Consider the following 20,696-nt stretch of genomic DNA (forward strand, 5'->3'; position numbering starts at 1 on the left):
ACCTGATGGACGTCAACAGCATGTGGGCCTGCCTACAGGACCACGACACCACCAACCACTGGAAGCAGGTCGCCGGCTGGCGCAAGGTCTGCGACCTGGCGCAAACCCACCTCAGCCGCCTCCGGGAATACCGGCGCGGGCTCGCCGAGGCGTGGCCACCCGAGACCAGCGCCGCCTCCAGCACGTACCTGGCCGAGCTCGACGAGCTGATCGACAAGGTGCAGCGCACCCACGACGCCGCCGCCGCCAACTACACCGCGCTCGCCGCCGTCACCCAGGCCATCGGCACCACCCGCGCCGCGCTCCGCAAGATCCACGAGGAGTACGCGACCAAGTCCCATCAGAAGCAGGCGTACGAGTCGATGGCCGCCGACCCGAAAGCGGTGATGGGGAACCGGGTCACCGAGGCACCTGTTACCGACGCGGACCTGGAACGGCTGAATGTTCAAGCACGAGCGGCGATGTTCAGCCTCAGCGGCGAACTCCAACAAGCCCAAGCAACCCTCCAAAAACCACCAGCAGCGCGGACCCCGGTTCAATCCGGAGATCCCGATGCATTAACTGCCGCTCCTACGGCGCCAACCATTCCACCGATCATTCCGATACCAATGCCGACCGGCGGCAACCGTACGACGAGCCGCATTGCACCACCGGACGTGGCTGCACCAATTCCCCAGGCGCAGGGGGTTGGACCAGTGCTAGGTGGCGCGGGAAGTGGTCTCACAAATAATCCCACCACAGTAAACACAGGAAGCGCAGTCCCCCCAGCGTCGGCCGCACACCCAGGACTTGGGCCCCTGCCGCCCAACACGCCGATCTCGCCCCGCCCCTTACCGCCGCCTAGTTCGGGCGGACATACGCCTGCCGCCAGTCTCAGTAGGCCTCAAGCCCCGCCTCCGACACCGCCAGTTCGCTCAAGTCCGCCGAGTGGAGTTATCGGCGGCATGCCCACCGGGGGCGTTACCCCACTAGGACCGAACACGGCTCAGCCCCGCAAGGTCAACCCAATTGGCGGAGTGATCGGAGGCGGCGGTGCCGGCACCGGGCCAACCGGAGGCGCTGGGTCTCGCCCTGGCAGCGGTCGAACATTCACCTCCTCCCACGGCGGTCCTGCTCCGATCGGCGGTGCACCTTCGCTGGGTGGCAACCCAGGAATTGGGCTGCCACCCGGGCGCCAGCGCCCGCAACTCGACGCGGACTCTACCCATCGCTGGGATCCGGATAATCCGTGGGAGACAGATCAAGGGGTGAACCCAGTCCTCCGTCCTGGAAACGAGCAAGGCCCAATCGATCCTGGACCGGCCATCGGCTTCAATCGTTGAGCATGGGACTCAGCGGACCCCTTACGGCACTTTACGCTCTACTGGCGATGGCAGCGCCAGTAGTAGCGCCTGCACCCGCAAGCCCCACTGCAGGTGCCGCTGCTCTAATTCGGCGGGAGCAATGGCACCTCGAATACTTGAAAATACCTGAGGCTCAAGGCATGAGTCGCGGCAGCGGAGTCGTGGTCGCAGTCCCAGATACGGGGGTAGACCCTCATCCCGACCTCCGCAATAACCTCCTTCCAGGAACGGACGTAATCCCTGGCGGAAACGGTGACGGCACGAGAGATTTAGACAGTCACGGAACATCAATGGCTGGACTTATTGCGGCTCACGGTCAAGGCGCAAGATCTGGAGCTCTCGGCATAGCACCAGAGTCGAAGATACTCCCGATCTTCGATTCACCGCCAAACGAGGACGGCCAGCCTGACGACTTAGCGCAGGGCATCAATTATGCTATCGCGAACGGTGCAGACATAATAAGTATCTCGTCTGTCGGCGGAAGCAGCTCGAGACTACGTGAATCTATCCGCGGTGCCCTCGACGCAGATATCGTCATCGTGGCCGGTGTCGGTAATCTCCCCCGAGATCAAAGCGTCGGCTATCCGGCCAGCGAAGAGGGTGTTATCGCGGTTGGGGGCGTCGATCGCGCCGGACAACACGCTGCCATCTCGGTCACCGGGCCGAAGATCGATGTGGTCGCTCCTGCGGTCGACATCTATAGCACCAGCTACGGCGGAAAGTACTCGAGGGGGACTGGCACGTCGAGCGCGACGGCGATCGTGGCGGGTGCGGCTGCGCTGATCAGGTCTAAGTACCCGTACCTGCCCGCCCGGGAGGTGGCGCACCGGCTTACGGCTACCGCCGTCGACAAGGGTCCTCCAGGGCGCGACGACGAATACGGCTACGGGGTGATCGATCTTGTGGCGGCGCTGACGGCAGACGTACCGCCACTGGGGCTTGAGTCGGTTAGCGCTCCGGCCGGATCTGGCCCGACCACGACGGCTAGTGCTCGGCAGAGTGACGAGAGCGATGGAGCGACCGCGCGCGGCCTGGCCACCCTTGGGGTGATCGTGGCCGTCGGGGCTGGGTGGGCAGTGATAGCGCGGCGGCGCCAGCGCGGTGATGATCCGCCGCCCAGAATCAGTCGCTGATCGATCAACTAAGCGGTGATCGACTCGGGTTCCTTGATGTCGGGGTGTCCTGGCAGCGGGACACCCCGACATCGCCGACATCGCGTTGATCCTCGTATTGGGCAGGGGCGGCAAGGGCGGTGATCCACTCGCCTTTCAGGAAACCGCGGTATCCCCTCGCCCCGGAAACCGCGGTTTCCTGAAAGGCGAGTGGATCAAGGACGGCTGGCCACCCGGGCCAGCCGAACACCGAGCCACCGAGCAGCCGGCTCGCCTGGCAGCCTGCACTGGCGGGGTGTCGGTCTCGGTGAGGGCTAGCCGGTAACGTCGGGTGGGTGTCTGAGACCCTGCCGCTCCGCCTTGTGCTCGCCTCGGCGAGCCCCGCCCGTCGCAAGTTGCTCCAAGCTGCTGGGATTGAGCCAGATGTGCTGGTCAGCGGGGTGGACGAGTCGTTGGTGATGGCCGAGCGGGCCGAAGAGTTGTGCCTGGAGTTGGCGCGGCTCAAGGCGCAGGCGGTGTTGACCCGGCTGAGCCCTGGCGCCGACCAGCGGACGCTGGTGATCGGGTGTGACTCCGTGCTCGCGTTCGACGGGGAGATCCTCGGCAAGCCAGCGGACCCGGCGGATGCCACCGGGCGTTGGCTGCGGATGCGGGGGCGCAGCGGCGTCCTGCACAGTGGGCACTGCCTGATCGACGTTGCCGCTGGGCGGCGCGCGGAGGCGGTCGCCTCGACCACTGTCCACTTCGCCGATATCAGCGACGACGAGATCGCCGCGTACGTGGCCAGCGGCGAGCCGCTGGCGGTGGCCGGCGCGTTCACCATCGACGGGTTGGGCGGGCCGTTCGTGGAGCGGATCGAGGGTGACCCGGGGACGGTGGTCGGGTTGTCGATGCCGCTGTTGCGCCGCCTCCTCGCCGAGCTGGATCTGCGGATCACCGACCTGTGGACGAAGGTCGCGCCGGGCGGCCAATCGGTCGAGCCACTCGGTAACGTCCGGTCATGACCACGAAATCGATCCCGCTCACCGACGAACTGCACGAGTACCTGGTCTCGCACGGCTCCCCGCCCGACGAGATCATTTTGGACCTGGCCGAGGAGACCCGGTCGGTGCTGCCGGAGCACGCCACCATGCAGGTGGCACCGGAGCAGGCCGCCTTTCTGACGTTCCTGACGCGGCTGCTCGACGTACGGCAGGCCGTCGAGATCGGCACGTTCACCGGGCTCTCGTCGCTGGCGATCGCCCGCGGGTTGCCCGAGGGTGGGCGGCTGACCTGCTTCGACATCTCGGAGGAGTTCACCGGCATCGCCCGGCGCTACTGGGAGCGGGCCGGCGTGCAGGACCGGATCGAGCTGCGCATCGGCCCGGCCGGGGAGACGTTGCGGGAGTTGCCGCACGAGCGCTACCTGGACTTTGCGTTCATCGACGCCGACAAGACCGGTTATCCGATCTACTGGGCCGAGTTGGTGCCGCGGATGCGGCCCGGTGGAGTGATCGCTGTCGACAACGTCCTGCGCGGCGGACGGATCGTGGCGCCGGAGAACGAGGGCGACCGGGCGATCGCCGCCTTCAATGATGAGGTGTTGGCCGACGTACGGGTGGACCCGGTGATGCTGCCGATCGCGGACGGCCTCACCCTCGCCCGGGTGCGTTGACCGGAAACGCCCGCCGGACGTTCTGATCCACTCGGGTTCCTGAAAGTCGCGGCATCCCAGGCGGCAGGACACCGCGACTTTCAGGAAAGCGAGTCGATCACGCCGGGACCAGGCGCCGCACGCCAGGACCAGGCGCCACACGGCCGGGACCAGGCGCACGCCGGGACCAGGCGCCGCACGCCGGGACTGTCGGGTCAGCGGACGCTGCGGGCGAACTGGCGGGCGGCCCAGTAGACGCCCAGCGCGGCGAGCACCGCGGTGATGCTGAGGCCCTGCCAGACCTTGTCGCTGGCCAGGTCACCGGCGAACAGCGCCCGGGTGCCGTCGACCGCCCAGGAGAACGGGTTCCAGTTGGCGATGCCCTGCAACCAGCCGGGGGCGAAGGTGAGCGGTAGCAGGATGCCGGACAGCAGCAGCACCGGCTGCGCCACCGTGTTCATCAGGGGGGCCAGCGCGTCCTCGCTCTTGACCTTGAGAGCGACGCCGTAGGAGACGGCCGAGGTCATGAGGGCGATCAGGGCGAGCATCAGGTACGCCAGCAGCAGGTCCCCGATGAACACCCGCAGGTCGAACAGGAGCGCCAGCAGGGTGATGATGATCGCCTGCACGACGAGCGACACGACGTCACGCAGCGAGCGACCGAGCAGCAGGGCGAGCCGGCTGATCGGGGTGACCCGGGAGCGTTCGATGACGCCGGCGCGCAGTTCGGCGATCAGGCCGAAACCCTGGAACAGTCCGCCGAAGATCGCCAGCAGCACCAGCAGGCCGGGTACGAAGATCTTGTAGGCGGCGGCCTGGGTGGGCGCGTTCAGTGCCGGCTTGAGCAGCGGGGCGAAGAGCAACAGGTACATGACCGGCTGGAACACGCCGACGAAGACCCAGACCGGGTTGCGCAGCAGGAGTTGCGTCTGGCGCTGGAAGATCAGCCAGGTGTCACGGGCGAATTTCATGAGTGGTCTCCGGGTGGTCAGGACTCGCGCAGCGAGCGGTGGTCAGGACTCGCGCAGCGAGCGGCCGGTCTTGGTGAGGAAGACGTCGTCCAGGCTGGGTCGGTGCAGCTCGATCGAGCGCAGCTCCAGCCCGGCCTGATCGAGCCTGCGCAGCACCTGCGGGATGGCGGTGGCGCCCTCGTCGACGTAGAGGCGCAGGCCGCCCTCGTCGATGGCCTCCAGCTTGTTGACGTAGGGCTCGCCGTCGAGCACCTGGGTGGCCTGCGGGGTTGCGGCCAGGTCGAGGCCGACGAGCACCACGTCGCCGGAGATCTCGCGCTTGAGCTCGGCCGGCGTGCCCTCGGCCACCACCTCGCCGTTGTCCATGATCGCGATCCGGTCGCAGAGCGCGTCGGCCTCGTCCAGGTAGTGCGTGGTGATGAAGACGGTCATCCCGTCGTTGCGGAGCCGCCGGATCTCGTCCCACATGTGGGCGCGGCTCTGCGGGTCGAGGCCGGTGGTCGGCTCGTCCAGGAAGACGATCTTCGGCTCGTGGATGATGCCGAGCGCGATCTCGACCCGTCGGCGCTGACCTCCGGAGTAGGTCTTGCACTTGCGGTCCGCGTACTCGGTGAGCTGGAAGGCGTCCAGTGCGCGGACCGCGCGCTGCTGCGCGTCGGCCTTGCTGATGCCATACATGCGGGCGTGCAGCACCAGCTCGTCGCGGGCGGTGGACTCGTCCCAGGTGCTGCCGCCCTGCGGGACGTAGCCGATGCGCCGGCGCACCTCGGCTGGGTCCTTGCGCAGGTCGGCACCGGCGATGGTGGCGTCACCGCCGTCCGGCTCGATGAGCGTGGCGAGCATCCGCAGCGTGGTGGTCTTGCCAGCGCCGTTCGGGCCGAGGAAGCCGAAGATCTCGCCTTCGGCGACCTCGAGGTTGACGCCGCGCACGGCGTCCACCGTCTTTGTCTCTCGACCCGCGCGGGAGCGGAACGACTTCCGCAGCCCCCTGGTCTCGATCATTTCTGCTCCTGGTCGTTCGGGCCGGCGGGGCCGGCCGTCGAGTGTCGTTCGGGCCGGCCGCGGGCCGGCCGTCGAGTGGGACGAACGCCGGACGGCGCACTCCCCCGCTGTGCCGCCAGCAGGCTAACGCGATATAGCTCTTGTAGTCAACGTTGATTATTCCGCTTGTGTCGGCGGCGTTGACTCCGGGCGCCCCTTCCACCCCGACCAACCCTCGACGTTCTCCAGTTCAGCGGGCAGGTACGACACGCCGGAGTCGATCCGCTCCGCGATCCGCTCGCACCACCCCATCTCCGCCTCCGCCCGCACCGCCCACAGCTCGAACATCCAGCCCACGTGCACCGGCTTGCGGTTACGCACCCAGTCCGACTCGAGGGAGGCCCGCATCGACTCGACGCCGGCTCGCAGCAGATTGGCCCGATTGCGCAGGGCGGCGGCGGCCTCGGCACGCGGCATGGCCGGTAGGAAGGAGAAGGCCACCGCGAAGGGATCCGATGGCTCGACGAGGTTCCACCAGAGGTTGCGCAGCATCGTCTCGAACTCGTCCTCCCCCTTGGCGGTCACCTCGTAGGTGGTGCGGGCCGGACGGGCGCCGACCTGCTCGGTGGCGACGGCGCGGAGCAGCCCCTCCTCGGTGAGCTTGCGCAGGGCGTGGTAGATCGAACCGGGCTGCACGTTCGCCCACTTGTCCGCGCTCCAGCTCAACAGCTCGCGGCGCACGTCGTAGCCGTGCACGGGCTGCATCCACCGCACCAGACCGAGGATCATCATTCGAGTCGCAGACACCCGGCAAGCGTAATAGCCAAATTTGACTATGGTGAGTGCCGCATTCCACACTGAGCGATCGTTAGGGTCACCAGGGTGGCCGATACACTCCCCGTCAGTAACCTGCCCGGTGAGGAGCTACGAAGGTGCGCAAGGTACTCATCGCCAACCGCGGCGAGATCGCCGTCCGGGTGATCCGAGCGTGCCGCGACGCCGGCCTGGGCAGCGTCGCGGTGTACGCGGACTCCGACCGTGAGGCCCTGCACGCCACCCTCGCGGACGAGGCGTACGCGCTCGGCGGGGACAGCGCGACCGAGACCTACCTGCGCATCGACAAGCTGCTCGACGTGGCCGCCCGCGCCGACGCGGACGCCGTACACCCGGGTTATGGCTTTCTCAGTGAGAACGCCGACTTCGCCCAGGCGGTCATCGACGCGGGGCTGACCTGGATCGGGCCGACGCCGCAGGCGATCCGCGACCTGGGCGACAAGGTCACCGCCCGGCACATCGCGCAGCGCGCCGGCGCACCGCTGGTGCCCGGCACCCCCGACCCGGTGGCCAGCCCGGACGAGGTGATGGCGTTCGCCGTCGACCACGGCCTGCCGGTCGCCATCAAGGCCGCCTTCGGCGGCGGCGGGCGTGGCCTCAAGGTGGCCCGGACGATGGAGGAGATCCCGCAACTCTTCGAGTCGGCCACCCGGGAGGCGGTCGCCGCGTTCGGCCGGGGCGAGTGCTTCGTCGAGCGTTACCTGGACCAGCCTCGTCACGTCGAGGCGCAGGTCCTCGCCGACCAGCACGGCAACGTGATCGTGGTGGGCACCCGGGACTGCTCGTTGCAGCGTCGACACCAGAAGCTCGTGGAGGAGGCACCCGCGCCGTTCCTCACCGACGCCCAGCGGGCCCAGATCCACGACAGCGCCAAGGCGATCTGCCGCGAGGCCGGCTACCACGGCGCCGGCACCGTCGAATACCTGGTCGGCAAGGACGGCACCATCTCCTTCCTGGAGGTCAACACCCGACTCCAGGTCGAGCACCCGGTCACCGAGGAGACCGCCGGCATCGACCTGGTGCGCGAGCAGTTCCGGATCGCCGACGGCGCGAAGCTGCGGAGCACCGAGGACCCGACTCCGCGCGGGCACTCGATCGAGTTCCGGATCAACGGCGAGGACCCGGGCCGCAACTTCCTGCCCGCCCCGGGGACGGTCACCGCGCTGCGCCTGCCCACCGGCCCGGGTGTGCGGGTGGACACCGGCATCTCGGCCGGCGACGTGATCGGCGGCAACTTCGACTCACTGCTGGCCAAGCTGATCATCACCGGTGAGACGCGGGCCGAGGCACTGGAGCGCGCCCGCCGGGCCCTGGACGAGATGATCGTCGACGGGATGGCGACCGCGCTGCCGTTCCACCGGCTGGTCGTGCGGGACGAGGCGTTCACCGCCGAACCGTTCACCGTGCACACCCGCTGGATCGAGACGGAGTTCCACAACACCGTGCCGCCGTTCGCCGCCACCGCCGGCGCCGCCGAAGCGCCGGCCGAACGCGAGACCGTCGTGGTCGAGGTGGGCGGCAAGCGCCTGGAGGTCAGCCTCCCCGCCGGCTTCGGCGGGAGTACGACCACCGCGGCACCCGCCACCCGTAAGCCGGCTCGGCGCGGCGGCGCGGCCAAGGCGGGCGCGCCGGTCAGCGGTGATGCGCTCACCTCGCCCATGCAGGGCACCATCGTCAAGATCGCGGTAGCGGACGGCGACACCGTGGCCGAGGGTGACCTGGTGGTGGTGCTGGAGGCGATGAAGATGGAGCAGCCGCTGCACGCCCACAAGGCGGGCACGGTCAGCGGGCTCACCGCCGAGGTCGGCGCGGTGCTCACCGCCGGTGCCCCCATCTGCACCATCGCCTGACGGGCCCTTCCGAAGAGCTGGGCGCGGTGGGAGTGGTTTGCGGCACCGCACCCGGCAGCGGCGGCCGGGAGCGGGAATGATGGTCGGGTGCGGTTCCTTCACGGCGCGGCCCCCGCGCACGATCTGACCTATACCGACGTCTTCATGGCGCCGGCCCGTTCCGACCTGGGTTCCCGGCTCGACGTCGACCTGTCCACCGGTGACGGCACCGGCACCACCATCCCGCTCGTGGTGTCCAACATGACGGCGGTCGCCGGCCGGCGGATGGCCGAAACGGTGGCCCGGCGCGGCGCGATCGCGGTGATCCCGCAGGACATCCCGATCGAGGTGGTGGCGACAGTCGTCGCCTGGGTCAAGCAGCGGCACCTGGTCTACGACACGCCGATCACCCTGGGCCCGACCGAGACCGTGGGTGACGCCATCCACCTGCTGCCCAAGCGCTCGCACGCGGCGGTGATCGTGGTCGACGACGCCGGCCGGCCGATGGGCGTGGTCACCGAGGCGGACACCACGGGCGTGGACCGGTTCGCCCAGCTGCGGCACGTGATGTCCACCGAGTTGCACACCGTCCCGGCGGACGCGGACCCGCGTACCGGCTTCGACCTGCTCTCCGCGGGCCGTCGCCGGCTCGCTCCGGTGGTGGACGACGACGGCCGGCTGGTCGGGGTGCTGACCCGCCAGGGCGCGCTGCGCGCCACCCTCTACACGCCGGCCGTGGACGACCGGGGCCGGCTGCGCATCGCCGCGGCCGTCGGGATCAACGGTGACGTGACAGGCAAGGCCGCCGCCCTGTTGGAGGCGGGGGTGGACACGCTCGTCGTGGACACCGCGCACGGCCACCAGGCGCGGATGCTCTCCGCGCTCCAGGCGGTCCGCAAGCTGGACCCGGGGGTGCCCGTGGCGGCCGGCAACGTGGTCACCGCAGAGGGGGTACGCGACCTGGTCGAGGCAGGTGCGGACATCATCAAGGTCGGCGTCGGGCCGGGCGCGATGTGCACCACCCGGATGATGACAGGCGTGGGTCGGCCGCAGTTCTCCGCCGTCCTCGACTGCGCGACCGCGGCCCGCCAACTGGGCCGGCACGTCTGGGCCGACGGTGGGGTGCGGCACCCCCGCGACGTGGCGCTGGCGCTCGCCGCCGGCGCGTCGAACGTGATGATCGGCTCGTGGTTCGCCGGCACCTACGAGTCCCCCGGTGACCTGTACGCCGACGCGGACGGCCGGCGGTACAAGGAGAGCTTCGGGATGGCCTCGGCTCGGGCGGTCAGCGCCCGGACGGCCGACGACAGCCCGTACGACCGGGCCCGCAAGGCGGTGTTCGAGGAGGGCATCTCCTCGGCCCGGATGTACCTGGACCCGGCCCGACCCGGCGTCGAGGACCTGATCGACGAGATCATCGCCGGGGTACGCAGCGCCTTCACCTACGCCGGCGCACGAAACCTGACGCAGTTCCACGAACAGGCGATCGTGGGCGTCCAGAGCGCAGCCGGCTTCACCGAAGGAATGCCCCTACCCACCAGCTGGTAATACCCCACCCCACCCCCGTTGATCATGGAGTTATTGCCTTCCGCATCGGCGTGTCGTGGCAACAACCTCATGATCAACCGAGGGAAGGGTGGGAGGCGGGGCGGGAGGGGAAGGGTCGGAGGCGGGGTGGGGGCGGGCGGGGGCGGACGTCCGGTCACCCCGTTCGGGCCGTGCACCGTCCTGCAGATCGTGTTCGTGGCCACTGCCGCGGTTATATCGTTTGGCACCTGACTATCAGGGAGCTAATCTGCTGCCTGTGGAAATCGTGACCCTCCAGGACGTGCCACTCGGCCGGCTGTTGCTGGTGGCCGGGCACCTCGTCGAACAGCGGTGGAACCGCTATCTCGCCGAGGAGCACGGCCTCACCCATGCCGGCATGGTGACCCTGATGACGCTCGCCCGACACGGCGAGCTGCCGCACCGGGCGGTCGCCGAGATGGGTTTCGTCCGCCCGGCGACCCTGACCGGCATCGTCGACACGCTCGAGCGCGACGGTCTGGTCGAGCGGCAGCGCGACGACAGTGACCGCCGCAGCATCCGACTCGCGATCACCCCCGCCGGTCGGGACCGGGTGGCGGCACTCACGGCCCAGATCCACTCCGGGCGCCCCATCACCTCGGTCGACGCCGACCCGGTGAAGGCCCAGGTGATCCGGGAGTTCCTGCTGGAGGTCATCGGCAGCGGGGACGACCCGCGGATGACCGGCCGCCCTACCGAGCAGAAGGACCCGGCGTGCTGATCCGACTGTTGCGCAACCAACTGCGCACCTACCAACGACCGCTGCTGGCTGTGGTGCTGCTCCAGTTCGTGGGCACCATGGCCTCGCTCTACCTGCCCAGCCTCAACGCCGACATCATCGACAAGGGCGTGGCCCGGGGCGACACCGACTACATCGTGCACACCGGCGGGTGGATGCTGCTGGTCAGCCTGGTCCAGATCGTCTGTTCGATCGCCGCGGTCTACCTGGGCGCGCGGGTCGCGATGGGCTTCGGCCGAGACGTCCGGGCCACGCTGTTCGGGCACGTCAACCGCTTCTCCGCCCGCGAGGTGGCCCGGTTCGGGGCGCCGTCGCTGATCACCCGCAACACCAACGACGTGCAACAGGTGCAGATGCTCGTCCTGATGAGCTGCACCATGCTGGTCGCCGCGCCGATCATGAGCGTCGGCGGCGTGGTGATGGCGCTGCGCGAGGATCTCGGGCTCTCCTGGCTGATGCTGGTCAGCGTGCCGGTCCTGGCCATCACGCTCGGCGCGATCATCCGTCGGATGGTGCCGGGCTTCCGGCTGATGCAGACCCGCATCGACACGGTCAACCGGGTGCTGCGCGAGCAGATCACCGGCATCCGGGTGGTCCGCGCGTTCGTCCGCGAGCCGTACGAGACGGACCGCTTCGGCGTGGCCAACGCCGACCTGACCGCCACCGCGCTGCGCACCGGCCGGTTGCTGGCGCTGATCTTCCCGGTGGTCATGCTGGTGCTGAACGTCTCCAGCGTGGCGGTGCTCTGGTTCGGCGCGCAGCGGGTGGACGCCAACGCGATCGAGATCGGCGCGCTCACCGCGTTCCTGCAATACCTGATGCAGATCCTGATGGCCGTGATGATGGCCACCTTCATGCTGATGATGGTGCCCCGGGCCGCGGTCTGCGCCGAGCGGATCGTCGAGGTGCTGGACACCGACTCCTCGGTGGTCCCGGCCGCCGCACCGGTCAGCGAGCTGGCCACCCGGGCCGAGTTGGAGCTGCGCGGGGTGCGCTTCCAGTACCCGGGCGCGGTCGAGCCGGTGCTGCGGGACATTTCCTTCCGGGCCACCCCGGGCACCACCACGGCGATCATCGGCAGCACCGGCGCCGGCAAGACGACACTGCTGTCGCTGATTCCCCGGCTGGTCGACGTCACCGCCGGCGCGGTGCTCGTCGACGGGGTGGACGTGCGCGAGCTGGTGCCCGACGAGCTGTGGCGGCGGATCGGCCTGGTGCCGCAGCGGCCGTACCTGTTCACCGGGACGGTCGCCAGCAACCTGCGCTACGGCAACCCGGACGCCACCGACGAGGAGCTGTGGGCGGCGCTGGAGATCGCCCAGGCCCGGGACTTCGTGGCCCAGATGCCCGGCGGCCTGGAGGCACCTGTCGCGCAGGGCGGCACCACCGTCTCCGGGGGGCAGCGGCAGCGCCTGGCGATCGCGCGGGCGTTGGTGCGGCAGCCGGAGATCTACCTCTTCGACGACTCGTTCTCGGCGCTCGACCTGGGCACCGACGCGCGGCTGCGCGCGGCACTGCGGCCGGTCACCGCGCAGTCCGCGGTGATCATCGTGGCCCAGCGGGTCTCCACGATCATCGACGCCGACCAGATCATCGTTCTGGAGAACGGAGGGGTCGTCGGAGTGGGACGACACGCGGACCTGTTGGAGACCTGCCCGACGTACGCCGAGATCGTGGCGTCCCAGCAGACCACGGAGGTGGCGGCATGAGCGAGCGCGACGAGCCGCGCGGCGCGGCCGTACCCAGTCAGAAGCCGGCCGCCGACGGACGGACGCCGGGAGGCGACGGAGCCGCACCGCAGGCCGGCGGTGGCGGGGCGACGCCGAAGCGGCTGCCGCCCGGCCGTCCGGGCGGTGGCCCACCGTGGATGAGCGCCGGGATGCCCGCCGAGAAGTCGATGAACTTCGGGCCGTCCGCCCGACGGCTGCTCGGCCGGCTACGCCCGCACCGGCTGCACCTGGCCGCGATCATCACGTTGGCCGTGGTCAGCGTCGGGTTCAGCGTGGCCGGGCCGATGATCCTCGGCCACGCCACCGACCTGATCTTCACGGGGGTGATCGGCCGGGACCTGCCCGCCGGCACCACCGCCGAGCAGGCCGTCGCCGCGGCGCGGGCCAGCGGCAACGACAGCTTCGCCGACATGCTGGCCCGGATGGACGTGGTGCCCGGTGTGGGCATCGACTTCACCGCCCTGGGTCGGGTGCTGCTGCTGGCGCTCGGGCTCTACCTGGCCGCGAGCGTGCTGTCCTGGTGGCAGGGCTGGCTGCTCAACGGGGTGGTCCAGCGCACCGTGCTGCGGCTGCGCGCCGAGGTGGAGGAGAAGCTCAACCGGCTGCCGCTGCCGTACTTCGACCGGCAGCCGCGCGGCGAGCTGCTCAGCCGGGTCACCAACGACATCGACAACATCTCGACAAGCCTCCAGCAGACGCTGAGCCAGCTGCTCACGTCGCTGCTGACCGTCGTCGGCGTGCTGGCCGCGATGTTCTGGATCTCACCGCTGCTGGCCCTGGTGGCCCTGGTCGCCGTACCGCTGTCGGTGCTCGTCACCCAGCGCATCGCCAAGCGCTCGCAGAAGCAGTTCATCGCCCAGTGGACCCACACCGGTGAGTTGAACGGCCAGATCGAGGAGGCGTACACCGGTCATGAGCTGGTGAAGGTCTTCGGCCGGCAGCGTGAGGTGGAGGCCGCGTTCCACGCGAAGAACGAGGAGTTGTTCCGGGCGAGCTTCGGGGCGCAGTTCATCTCCGGGATCATCATGCCGTCGATGATGTTCATCGGAAACCTGAGCTACGTGGCGATCGCCGTGGTCGGCGGGCTGCGGGTCGCCTCCGGCGCGATGAGCCTGGGTGACGTGCAGGCGTTCATCCAGTACTCCCGCCAGTTCACCCAGCCGCTCACCCAGCTCGCCTCGATGGCCAACCTGCTCCAGTCCGGGGTGGCGTCGGCCGAGCGGGTGTTCGCGGTGCTCGACGCCGACGAGCAGACCCCCGACCCGGTCCAGCCGGCCCGGGTCATCGACCCGCACGGGCGGGTCGAGTTCGAGCACGTCTCCTTCCGCTACGAGCCGGACAAGCCGCTGATCGACGACCTGTCGCTGGTCGCCGAGCCGGGGCACACGGTGGCGATCGTCGGGCCGACCGGCGCCGGCAAGACGACCCTGGTCAACCTGGTCATGCGGTTCTACGAGCTGGACGCCGGCCGGATCACGCTCGACGGGGTGGACATCACCACGATGCGCCGCGACGACCTGCGCGGCCGGATCGGCATGGTGCTCCAGGACACCTGGCTCTTCGGCGGCACCATCCGCGACAACATCGCCTACGGGCGGCCGGACGCGACCGAGGAGGAGATCCTCGCCGCGGCCCGGGCGACCTTCGTGGACCGGTTCGTGCGCAGCCTGCCGGACGGCTACGACACGGTCATCGACGAGGAGGGCAGCAACGTCAGCGCCGGTGAGAAGCAGCTCATCACCATCGCCCGCGCGTTCCTCGCCGAGCCGTCGCTGCTGATCCTGGACGAGGCGACCAGCTCGGTGGACACCCGCACCGAGGTGCTGCTGCAACGGGCGATGGCCGCGCTGCGTTCGGACCGGACCAGCTTCGTCATCGCGCACCGGCTCTCCACCATCCGCGACGCCGACCTGATCCTGATGATGGAGGACGGTCGGATCGTCGAGCAGGGCACCCACGAGCAGTTGCTCGCCACCCATGGCGCGTACCACCGGCTCTACCGTTCCCAGTTCACCGGTGCCGTGGCCGACGAGGAAGCGGCCGATCCGGCCGCCCAGCCCGCAGCGGTCTGAGGCGGGTCGCCGTGCGCGCCACGCGACCGACGGCGACCCACCCCAGCTCGGTGGGTGGGTCAGCCGACCGGCAGCAGCTCGGCGGCGCGCGCGGCGACCTGCCCGCCGATCAGGGCGAGCGCCGCGTCCACGGGCATCGGATCCAGGGTCCGACCGCCACGCAGGCGCAGCGCGAGGCGCCCGTCGGCCGCTTCCCGGGCACCCAACACCCCGAGGTACGGGACGCGGCGGCGGGCCGCGTCCCGGATCCGGGCGCCCAGCGAGCCGGCGACGTCCACCTCGACCCGCAGGCCGGCGTCGACGGCCCTCCGGGCCAGGTCGGCCGCCGCGTCGGCCTGCCGGTCGTCGACCGGCAGCAGCACCAGTTGGACCGGCGCGTACCAGGCCGGGAAGGCGCCCTCGTGCACCTCGATGAGGTACGCGAAAAGCCGCTCCATGCTGCCGACCAGGCTGCGGTGCACCATGACCGGTCGGCGCCGGCTGCCGTCCGAGTCGGTGTACGACAGGTCGAACCGTTCCGGCTTGTCGAAGTCCAGTTGGATGGTGGAGATGGTCGACTCCCGGCCGGCGGCGTCGACGATCTGAATGTCGATCTTCGGACCGTAGAAGGCCGCCTCCCCCGGCGCCTCGACGTACTCCACCCCGGCCAGCGCGCCGCGGAGCAGGTCCTCCGCCAGGGCCCACTGCGCGTCGTCGCCGACGTACTTCTCGCCCGGCCCGCGCAGCGACAGCCGGAAGCCGGCCGGGCGGACGCCGAGCGCGGCGTGCGCGGCGCGGATCAGTCGGAGGATCTCGACGACCTCCCCGCCCACCTGCTCGGGGGCGCAGAAGGTGTGCGCGTCGTTGAGCGAGATGGCCCGCACCCGGGACAGCCCGCCGAGCACCCCGGAACGCTCCGAGCGGTACATCCCACCCAACTCCGCGATCCGCAGCGGCAGCTCGCGATAGGAGCGACCCCGGGCGCGGAAGACCAGGGCGTGGTGTGGGCAGAGCGCCGGCCGGAGCACGAACTCGTCGTCCGCGCTGAGCCGCATCGGCGGGAACATGTCGTCGGCGAAGTAGCCGAGGTGCCCGGAGAGTTCGAACAGTTCGCGTTTGCCCAGCGGGGGCGAGTAGACGTGCTGGTGGCCGGAGCGGCGTTCCAACTCCCGGAGGTACTCCTCGACGGCGTGCCGGGCGGCGGCGCCGGCCGGCAGCCAGATCGGCAGGCCGGCGCCGGCCAGCGGATCGGAGACGAAGAGGTCCAGCTCGCGGCCGAGCCTGCGGTGGTCGATCATGTCGGGCTCCTGGATCGGGTACGACCCGGAGGCGACCTGGGCTCCGTTCGGCGCGCGGCCCTCCGGGGCGGATCGCCCCGGGGCCTGGTCGACTGTGGTTACGTCAGAGCGGCACGCCGGGGATTCCCGGCGTCGTGGTCACCACTACCGCACTGCGCATACGGCGACCGTACTCGCCGGAGGACCGGGGGCGCACCCGGATTCGCGGCGGCGAGGGAGGAGGTGGGCCGCCGGCGCGGGACCCGCCGGCGGCCCTCGCGGCCCGATTCGTCAGGAACGGGGGACCCGACGGGCGTGGGCCGCGCCCGTCAAAGGTACGCCGACGTACGCCGATTCGCCGACCGGTCCGGGACAGGTGGGACGAGCAACGGACCCGTCACCCGAGACTGGTTCGCCTCGTTGTATCCGGGTGGGTCCTGTCGTGTCGACCGTCACGACGGGCCGGGCCTGTCCACCGTGACGCCGGACACGCCGTCAGGCTCAGGGCACCCAATCGGCCGCATTCGGCGAGGTGGCAGGCGTGCCCGAACTACTGACTGACGTCGCATCGCCGACGTGGGCGTACCTGGTGCTGCTCGCCCTGCTGATCGCGGACGCCTTCGTCCCGGTGATCCCCACCCAGATCGTCATGATCACCAGTGGTGCGCTCACCGTCTACGGCGGGCTCAACCTGCCGGTCACCATCGCCGTCGGCGCACTCGGCGTCTTCGCCGGCGACCTGGCCTGCTACCTGCTCGGACGCAACGCACCGGACCGGCGGGCACCCCGGCACGCCGAGCTGAGCCGGGCCCGTCGGGTGGCCAGTCGGGTCACCAGGGGGCTGCGCCAACCCGGGCCGATGGTCATCCTGCTCTGCCGGTTCGTGCCCGGTGGCCGGATGGCAGCCTGCTTCTCGGCGGGCCGCAGCCGCTACCCGTACCGGCTGTTCGTGCTCTACGAGGCGGTCGCCGCGCTGGGCTGGGCCACCTACGGCGCCCTGGTCGGGCACCTCGGCGGCACCGCGCTCACCGAGTCGGCGTGGCGGCTGGCCATCATCGCCTGCGCCGCCGCCGTCGGGTTCGCCGCGGCGGGATGGGCGATGACCCTGCTCAGCGCCCGCCACGCCCGCGCCGCCGCCCCCGGAACCGACATACCGCTCGACTAGGGTCTGCGTCAAAGTCCTCGGTCGAGCCGAGGCGGAGTCCAGACGACGACCGGCCAGGGGCTTTGACACAGAACCTAAGCCACAAACTTCTTGGGTCAGGAGCCACAACGATGTTCAGCGGAGCTGGTTGGCGGGATGTCCAGGCAAAAGCCCGCGCGCTAGATCCGTCGTCCTGGGATCATCCGGACCGAGTTGCCCGCCGTGCTCGGCAGCGTGAACAAATGTTGAAATTGGTGAGCACCGAAGGGATTGATCAACCCAACCGTGGCGGCCCGAACGCCTCGTGATCGATGCCTACGTCAGGTCAGTGGTGAGTTCGTCACGCCACTGCGCGAAGCGTTTGCGCATCTCGTGAATATCAGCCGGGGCGGCACCGTATGCGGTGAAACGGCGGTCTGGATAACGTTCCAGCATGCCGAACAGGTCCGCCAGGATCCTTCGGTCGAACCCTGCATCGGATTGTTCGGCCAGCTCGCACAGCCGCGTCCGCGTGTAGCGGCTGGAAACGAACGCCGCGTCGATGTCCAGGAAGTCGCGGGGTTCAGCACGCGTGTACAGCGCGGACATCTTCCCCGCGACGACGTCATCCGCGTGCAGCACCGGCCCGATGTCCATCATCACCGGCGGCAACGCGCGCCAGTTGGCCGCCAGTTCGACCTTGTACGGATGTTCAGGTAGAGCTGGGTCGGTAACCGCGAGCCGTGCGAAGGTGTCGAACTGCTGCGTCACCTCGACGGAGTATCCGCCGTTCTGGTAACCGTCCACGACAGCATCCACCGCTGCGGAGAATTCGCCACGTCGCTCCCACGCCGTGAACAGGTCGACGTCCTCGCTGGGCCGATCCAAGATCCCGTGGGCGGCAACCGCGTACCCGCCGGCCAACGCGAACCCGTAGCGGGCAGCGACTCGCAACCCGATCTCCGCCAGGCGGAGATGAACGTCATCCATTCCTATCCGGCCAGCGCCTGCGGCGGCGTGGTCAGTTCCGGAAACCGTGCCTGCCACAATGCCCGCAGCCGCGCCGGAAGCCACAAGCTTGGCCACAGGTGGCGCAGAGTCGGCCCGTGTAGCCATCGGGCCAGGTCTGCGGCCGAGCCGGCCTGGTTCAGCACCGCCTGGTACATCAGCTGCAGGTCGCCGGCGTCGTCCAGGTCGTATCTGCTATCACCGGACCAGTCGAGCCAGCGGTCGAGCGTCACCACCCCGCGGACCGGGCCGTGCAGGCCAGACAGGGACTCGGCGACCACGAAGTGGCGCTGGTCCACGTAGCGTGAACCCGGGGGGGCACCAGACCCGGCCATCTATCCACCTCCTAGCCCAGATCGTACGTCGGAGCGGCACAGCTGGCAGGCAGGACATCCACTGCGATCTTCGAGCCCATTCATCTAGGGGTGGTCCCGGGGAAGGATTTCGGTGGGCGTCCCGGATCCGGCTCGGGTGACCGCGGCGACAGGCTGAGTCATGCCTGGAACCCGGAGCACCGGCCTGCTGGCCCTCGGCGGGATCGCCCTGGCGGCGCTGCTCACCGTGATCGGTCACCTCGAAGTCAACGACGACCTCGACCCGTGGGCGCTGACCATCAGCGACTTCGCGGTCTCCGACCGGGGCGGCGCCATCGACGTCGCCATGGTGGTGCTGGCACTCGCCACGGTGGCGCTGCTGTACGGGCTGCGCCGCACCGGCCCGCCCCGACCGCTCACCGGGACCGCCGAGCTGCTGCTCGGCGGGTGGGTGGGCGGGCTGCTGCTGGCCGCGCTGGTGCCGACGAACGAGCCCGGCACCGCCATGACCACCGCCGCGTACGTCCACCGGTACGCCTCGGTCGTCGCCTTCCTGGCACTGCCGGTCGGCGGTTGGTTACTCGCCCGCCGGCCGGAACTGGCCCCCGCGGCCCGGACGCTACGCACCCTCGTCCTGCTCAGCCTGACCCTGGCAGCGGCCATGATCTGGTCCGCCTATCCCGGCGACCGGATGCTCATCGGCCTGGCCGAACGCCTGCTCATCCTTACCGAGGTGGCGGTGCTGGCCACGGTGGCGATGACCCAGACCCGGCGGGTCACTCCAGTTCGTGCAGCATGAGCTGGCGGGCCGCCTCGGTGATGGAGCCGGAGAGACTTGGATAGATGGTGATGGTCTGGGCCAGCTCGTTGACCGTCAGGTTGTTCTCCACGGCCATGGTGATGGGCAGGATCAGCTCGCTGGCCTTCGGCGCGACCACCACACCGCCGATCACCTGGCCGCTGGCCGGACGGCAGAACAACTTCACGAAGCCGTCGGAGAGGTCGTCCATCTTCGCCCGGGCGTTGCCGGACAGCGGCAACATCACCTGCCGGGCCGGGGTCTTGCCCGCGTCCACCTCGTCCTGCGAGACGCCCACCGTGGCCAGCTCCGGGTCGGTGAAGACGTTCGCGGCGACGGTACGCAGCCGCAGCGGGCGCACCGCCTCACCGAGCGCGTGCCACATGGCGATCCGACCCTGCATCGCGGCGACGCTGGCCAGCAGCAGCACCCCGGTGCAGTCACCGGCGGCGTAGATGCCGGGCACGTTGGTCCGGGAGGCTCGGTCGACAGTCACGTAGCCGCCCCGGCCCAGCTCCACGCCGTACTCGGTCAGGCCCAGGTTGGCCGTGTTCGGGATGGACCCGACCGTGATCAGCGCGTGCGAGCCGGTGACCCTGCGGCCGTCGGAGAGCTCCACCTCGACGCCGTCGGCGGTGCGCCGGACCGCGTCGGCCCGGGAGTTGTTGAGGATCTCCATGCCCCGGTTGCGGAAGACGCGTTCGATGGCGGACGCGGCGTCGGCGTCCTCGTGCGGCATCACCCGGTCGCGGCTGGACACGAGGGTGACCTGGACCCCCATCGCCAGGTACGCGCTGGCGAACTCCGCGCCGGTGACACCGGAACCGACCACGATCAGGTGCTCGGGCAGCTCCGGCAGGTCGTACACCTGACGCCAGGTCAGGATGCGCTCGCCGTCCGGGACGGCGGTGGGCAACTGGCGGGGTGTGGAGCCGGTGGCCACCAGCACGGTGGTCGCCGCGATGGAGTATTCCTCGCCGCCGTCCGCGGGAGTCACGACGACCCGGTGGGTGTGCCCGAGGGCGTCCTCGCCGAGCCGCGCGGTGCCGGCCACGACTGTGACGCCGGCCTTGAGCAGCTTGGCGTGGATGTCGGCGGACTGCGCCAGCGCCAACCGCTTGACCCGCTCGTGCACGGCCCGTGCGTCGACGGTGACCGCCTCCAGGCCGTCCGAGTGCACCCCGAACTCCTCGGTGTCCCGATAGCCGGTGACCACCTGGGAGCTGGCGATGAAGGTCTTCGACGGTACGCAGTCGGAGAGCACACACGCTCCGCCCGCCCCGTCGGCCTCGACCACTGTGACATCGGCGTCCAGTTGGGCGGCGACCAGGGCCGCCTCGTACCCGGCCGGCCCCCCACCGATGATCACGATCTGGCTCACAGCGT

The 20,696-nt window shown here is 69.8% G+C and carries 18 protein-coding genes; 10 read left to right on the forward strand and 8 right to left on the reverse strand.

Annotated features, from left to right (window positions below; genetic code table 11):
• Positions 1 to 32 precede the first annotated feature (32 nt).
• Positions 33 to 317, reverse strand: coding sequence for a hypothetical protein (locus tag ACGFIQ_RS05270; RefSeq protein ID WP_393239422.1), 285 nt, complete (start codon positions 315 to 317; stop codon positions 33 to 35).
• 1,007 nt (positions 318 to 1,324) lie between these two features.
• On the opposite strand from ACGFIQ_RS05270, the gene mycP reads away from it, so the two are divergent.
• The 3 genes from mycP (at position 1,325) to ACGFIQ_RS05285 (ending at position 4,109) form a co-directional block, all read left to right on the forward strand.
• Positions 1,325 to 2,476 carry a type VII secretion-associated serine protease mycosin gene (gene mycP / locus ACGFIQ_RS05275; RefSeq protein ID WP_393239425.1) on the forward strand — a complete coding sequence of 384 codons (1,152 nt, stop codon included), beginning with the start codon at positions 1,325 to 1,327 and terminating at the stop codon, positions 2,474 to 2,476.
• Between the two features lie 314 nt (positions 2,477 to 2,790).
• A complete protein-coding gene (locus ACGFIQ_RS05280) occupies positions 2,791 to 3,459 on the forward strand; it encodes a Maf family protein (protein ID WP_393239428.1) in 669 nt (222 codons plus the stop codon).
• The gene (locus ACGFIQ_RS05285; RefSeq protein WP_393239431.1) at positions 3,456 to 4,109 is read left to right on the forward strand and encodes an O-methyltransferase; all 654 of its coding nucleotides are present in this window, start codon (positions 3,456 to 3,458) and stop codon (positions 4,107 to 4,109) included. Before ACGFIQ_RS05280 ends, ACGFIQ_RS05285 begins: the two co-directional genes overlap by 4 nt.
• Positions 4,110 to 4,303: 194 nt before the next feature.
• Here ACGFIQ_RS05285 and ACGFIQ_RS05290 read toward each other — a convergent pair whose 3' ends face one another.
• From ACGFIQ_RS05290 to ACGFIQ_RS05300, 3 genes are all read right to left on the reverse strand, one after another.
• Positions 4,304 to 5,059 (reverse strand): ABC transporter permease, encoded by a 756-nt coding sequence (locus tag ACGFIQ_RS05290; protein ID WP_357076433.1) that lies wholly within the window; start codon positions 5,057 to 5,059, stop codon positions 4,304 to 4,306.
• A gap of 42 nt (positions 5,060 to 5,101) precedes the next feature.
• Positions 5,102 to 6,061 (reverse strand): ATP-binding cassette domain-containing protein, encoded by a 960-nt coding sequence (locus tag ACGFIQ_RS05295; protein ID WP_393239434.1) that lies wholly within the window; start codon positions 6,059 to 6,061, stop codon positions 5,102 to 5,104.
• Positions 6,062 to 6,217: 156 nt separating this feature from the next.
• Positions 6,218 to 6,832, reverse strand: a complete 615-nt coding sequence (locus ACGFIQ_RS05300; protein WP_393240357.1) for a PadR family transcriptional regulator — start codon at positions 6,830 to 6,832, stop codon at positions 6,218 to 6,220.
• A 140-nt stretch (positions 6,833 to 6,972) separates the two neighbouring features.
• Here ACGFIQ_RS05300 and ACGFIQ_RS05305 point away from each other — a divergent pair, with 140 nt between their 5' ends.
• The 5 genes from ACGFIQ_RS05305 (at position 6,973) to ACGFIQ_RS05325 (ending at position 14,810) form a co-directional block, all read left to right on the forward strand.
• Positions 6,973 to 8,724 (forward strand): acetyl/propionyl/methylcrotonyl-CoA carboxylase subunit alpha, encoded by a 1,752-nt coding sequence (locus ACGFIQ_RS05305; RefSeq protein ID WP_393239437.1) that lies wholly within the window; start codon positions 6,973 to 6,975, stop codon positions 8,722 to 8,724.
• Positions 8,725 to 8,811: 87 nt separating this feature from the next.
• On the forward strand, positions 8,812 to 10,251 hold the full coding sequence (locus tag ACGFIQ_RS05310; protein WP_393239440.1) for a GuaB1 family IMP dehydrogenase-related protein: 1,440 nt from the start codon (positions 8,812 to 8,814) through the stop codon (positions 10,249 to 10,251).
• A 256-nt stretch (positions 10,252 to 10,507) separates the two neighbouring features.
• Positions 10,508 to 10,990 (forward strand): MarR family winged helix-turn-helix transcriptional regulator, encoded by a 483-nt coding sequence (locus ACGFIQ_RS05315; protein WP_393239444.1) that lies wholly within the window; start codon positions 10,508 to 10,510, stop codon positions 10,988 to 10,990.
• Positions 10,984 to 12,717 carry an ABC transporter ATP-binding protein gene (locus ACGFIQ_RS05320; protein ID WP_393239447.1) on the forward strand — a complete coding sequence of 578 codons (1,734 nt, stop codon included), beginning with the start codon at positions 10,984 to 10,986 and terminating at the stop codon, positions 12,715 to 12,717. Before ACGFIQ_RS05315 ends, ACGFIQ_RS05320 begins: the two co-directional genes overlap by 7 nt.
• The gene (locus ACGFIQ_RS05325) at positions 12,714 to 14,810 is read left to right on the forward strand and encodes an ABC transporter ATP-binding protein (protein ID WP_393239450.1); all 2,097 of its coding nucleotides are present in this window, start codon (positions 12,714 to 12,716) and stop codon (positions 14,808 to 14,810) included. The genes ACGFIQ_RS05320 and ACGFIQ_RS05325 overlap by 4 nt, the downstream gene beginning before the upstream one ends.
• Before the next feature lie 59 nt (positions 14,811 to 14,869).
• Here the strand turns inward: ACGFIQ_RS05325 and thrS are convergent, their stop codons facing one another.
• A complete protein-coding gene (gene thrS / locus ACGFIQ_RS05330; protein ID WP_393239453.1) occupies positions 14,870 to 16,087 on the reverse strand; it encodes a threonine--tRNA ligase in 1,218 nt (405 codons plus the stop codon).
• Positions 16,088 to 16,607: 520 nt separating this feature from the next.
• On the opposite strand from thrS, the gene ACGFIQ_RS05335 reads away from it, so the two are divergent.
• Positions 16,608 to 17,231, forward strand: a complete 624-nt coding sequence (locus ACGFIQ_RS05335; protein ID WP_393239456.1) for a DedA family protein — start codon at positions 16,608 to 16,610, stop codon at positions 17,229 to 17,231.
• Between the two features lie 294 nt (positions 17,232 to 17,525).
• On the opposite strand, the gene ACGFIQ_RS05340 is transcribed toward ACGFIQ_RS05335, so the two are convergent.
• Together ACGFIQ_RS05340 and ACGFIQ_RS05345 are read right to left on the reverse strand one after the other, a co-directional pair.
• Positions 17,526 to 18,179, reverse strand: a complete 654-nt coding sequence (locus ACGFIQ_RS05340) for a nucleotidyl transferase AbiEii/AbiGii toxin family protein (RefSeq protein WP_393239459.1) — start codon at positions 18,177 to 18,179, stop codon at positions 17,526 to 17,528.
• A 2-nt stretch (positions 18,180 to 18,181) separates the two neighbouring features.
• Positions 18,182 to 18,496, reverse strand: a complete 315-nt coding sequence (locus ACGFIQ_RS05345) for a hypothetical protein (protein WP_393239462.1) — start codon at positions 18,494 to 18,496, stop codon at positions 18,182 to 18,184.
• A gap of 196 nt (positions 18,497 to 18,692) precedes the next feature.
• On the opposite strand from ACGFIQ_RS05345, the gene ACGFIQ_RS05350 reads away from it, so the two are divergent.
• Positions 18,693 to 19,310, forward strand: a complete 618-nt coding sequence (locus ACGFIQ_RS05350) for a DUF998 domain-containing protein (RefSeq protein WP_393239465.1) — start codon at positions 18,693 to 18,695, stop codon at positions 19,308 to 19,310.
• Here the strand turns inward: ACGFIQ_RS05350 and ACGFIQ_RS05355 are convergent.
• On the reverse strand, positions 19,288 to 20,691 hold the full coding sequence (locus ACGFIQ_RS05355) for an NAD(P)H-quinone dehydrogenase (protein ID WP_393239468.1): 1,404 nt from the start codon (positions 20,689 to 20,691) through the stop codon (positions 19,288 to 19,290). The two genes, ACGFIQ_RS05350 and ACGFIQ_RS05355, sit on opposite strands and share 23 nt — an antisense overlap.
• Between the last annotated feature and the right edge of the window lie 5 nt (positions 20,692 to 20,696).

Origin of the sequence: Micromonospora sp. NPDC048898 (genome assembly GCF_043198035.1) — a bacterium.
In the GTDB taxonomy this organism is placed as follows: domain Bacteria; phylum Actinomycetota; class Actinomycetes; order Mycobacteriales; family Micromonosporaceae; genus Micromonospora.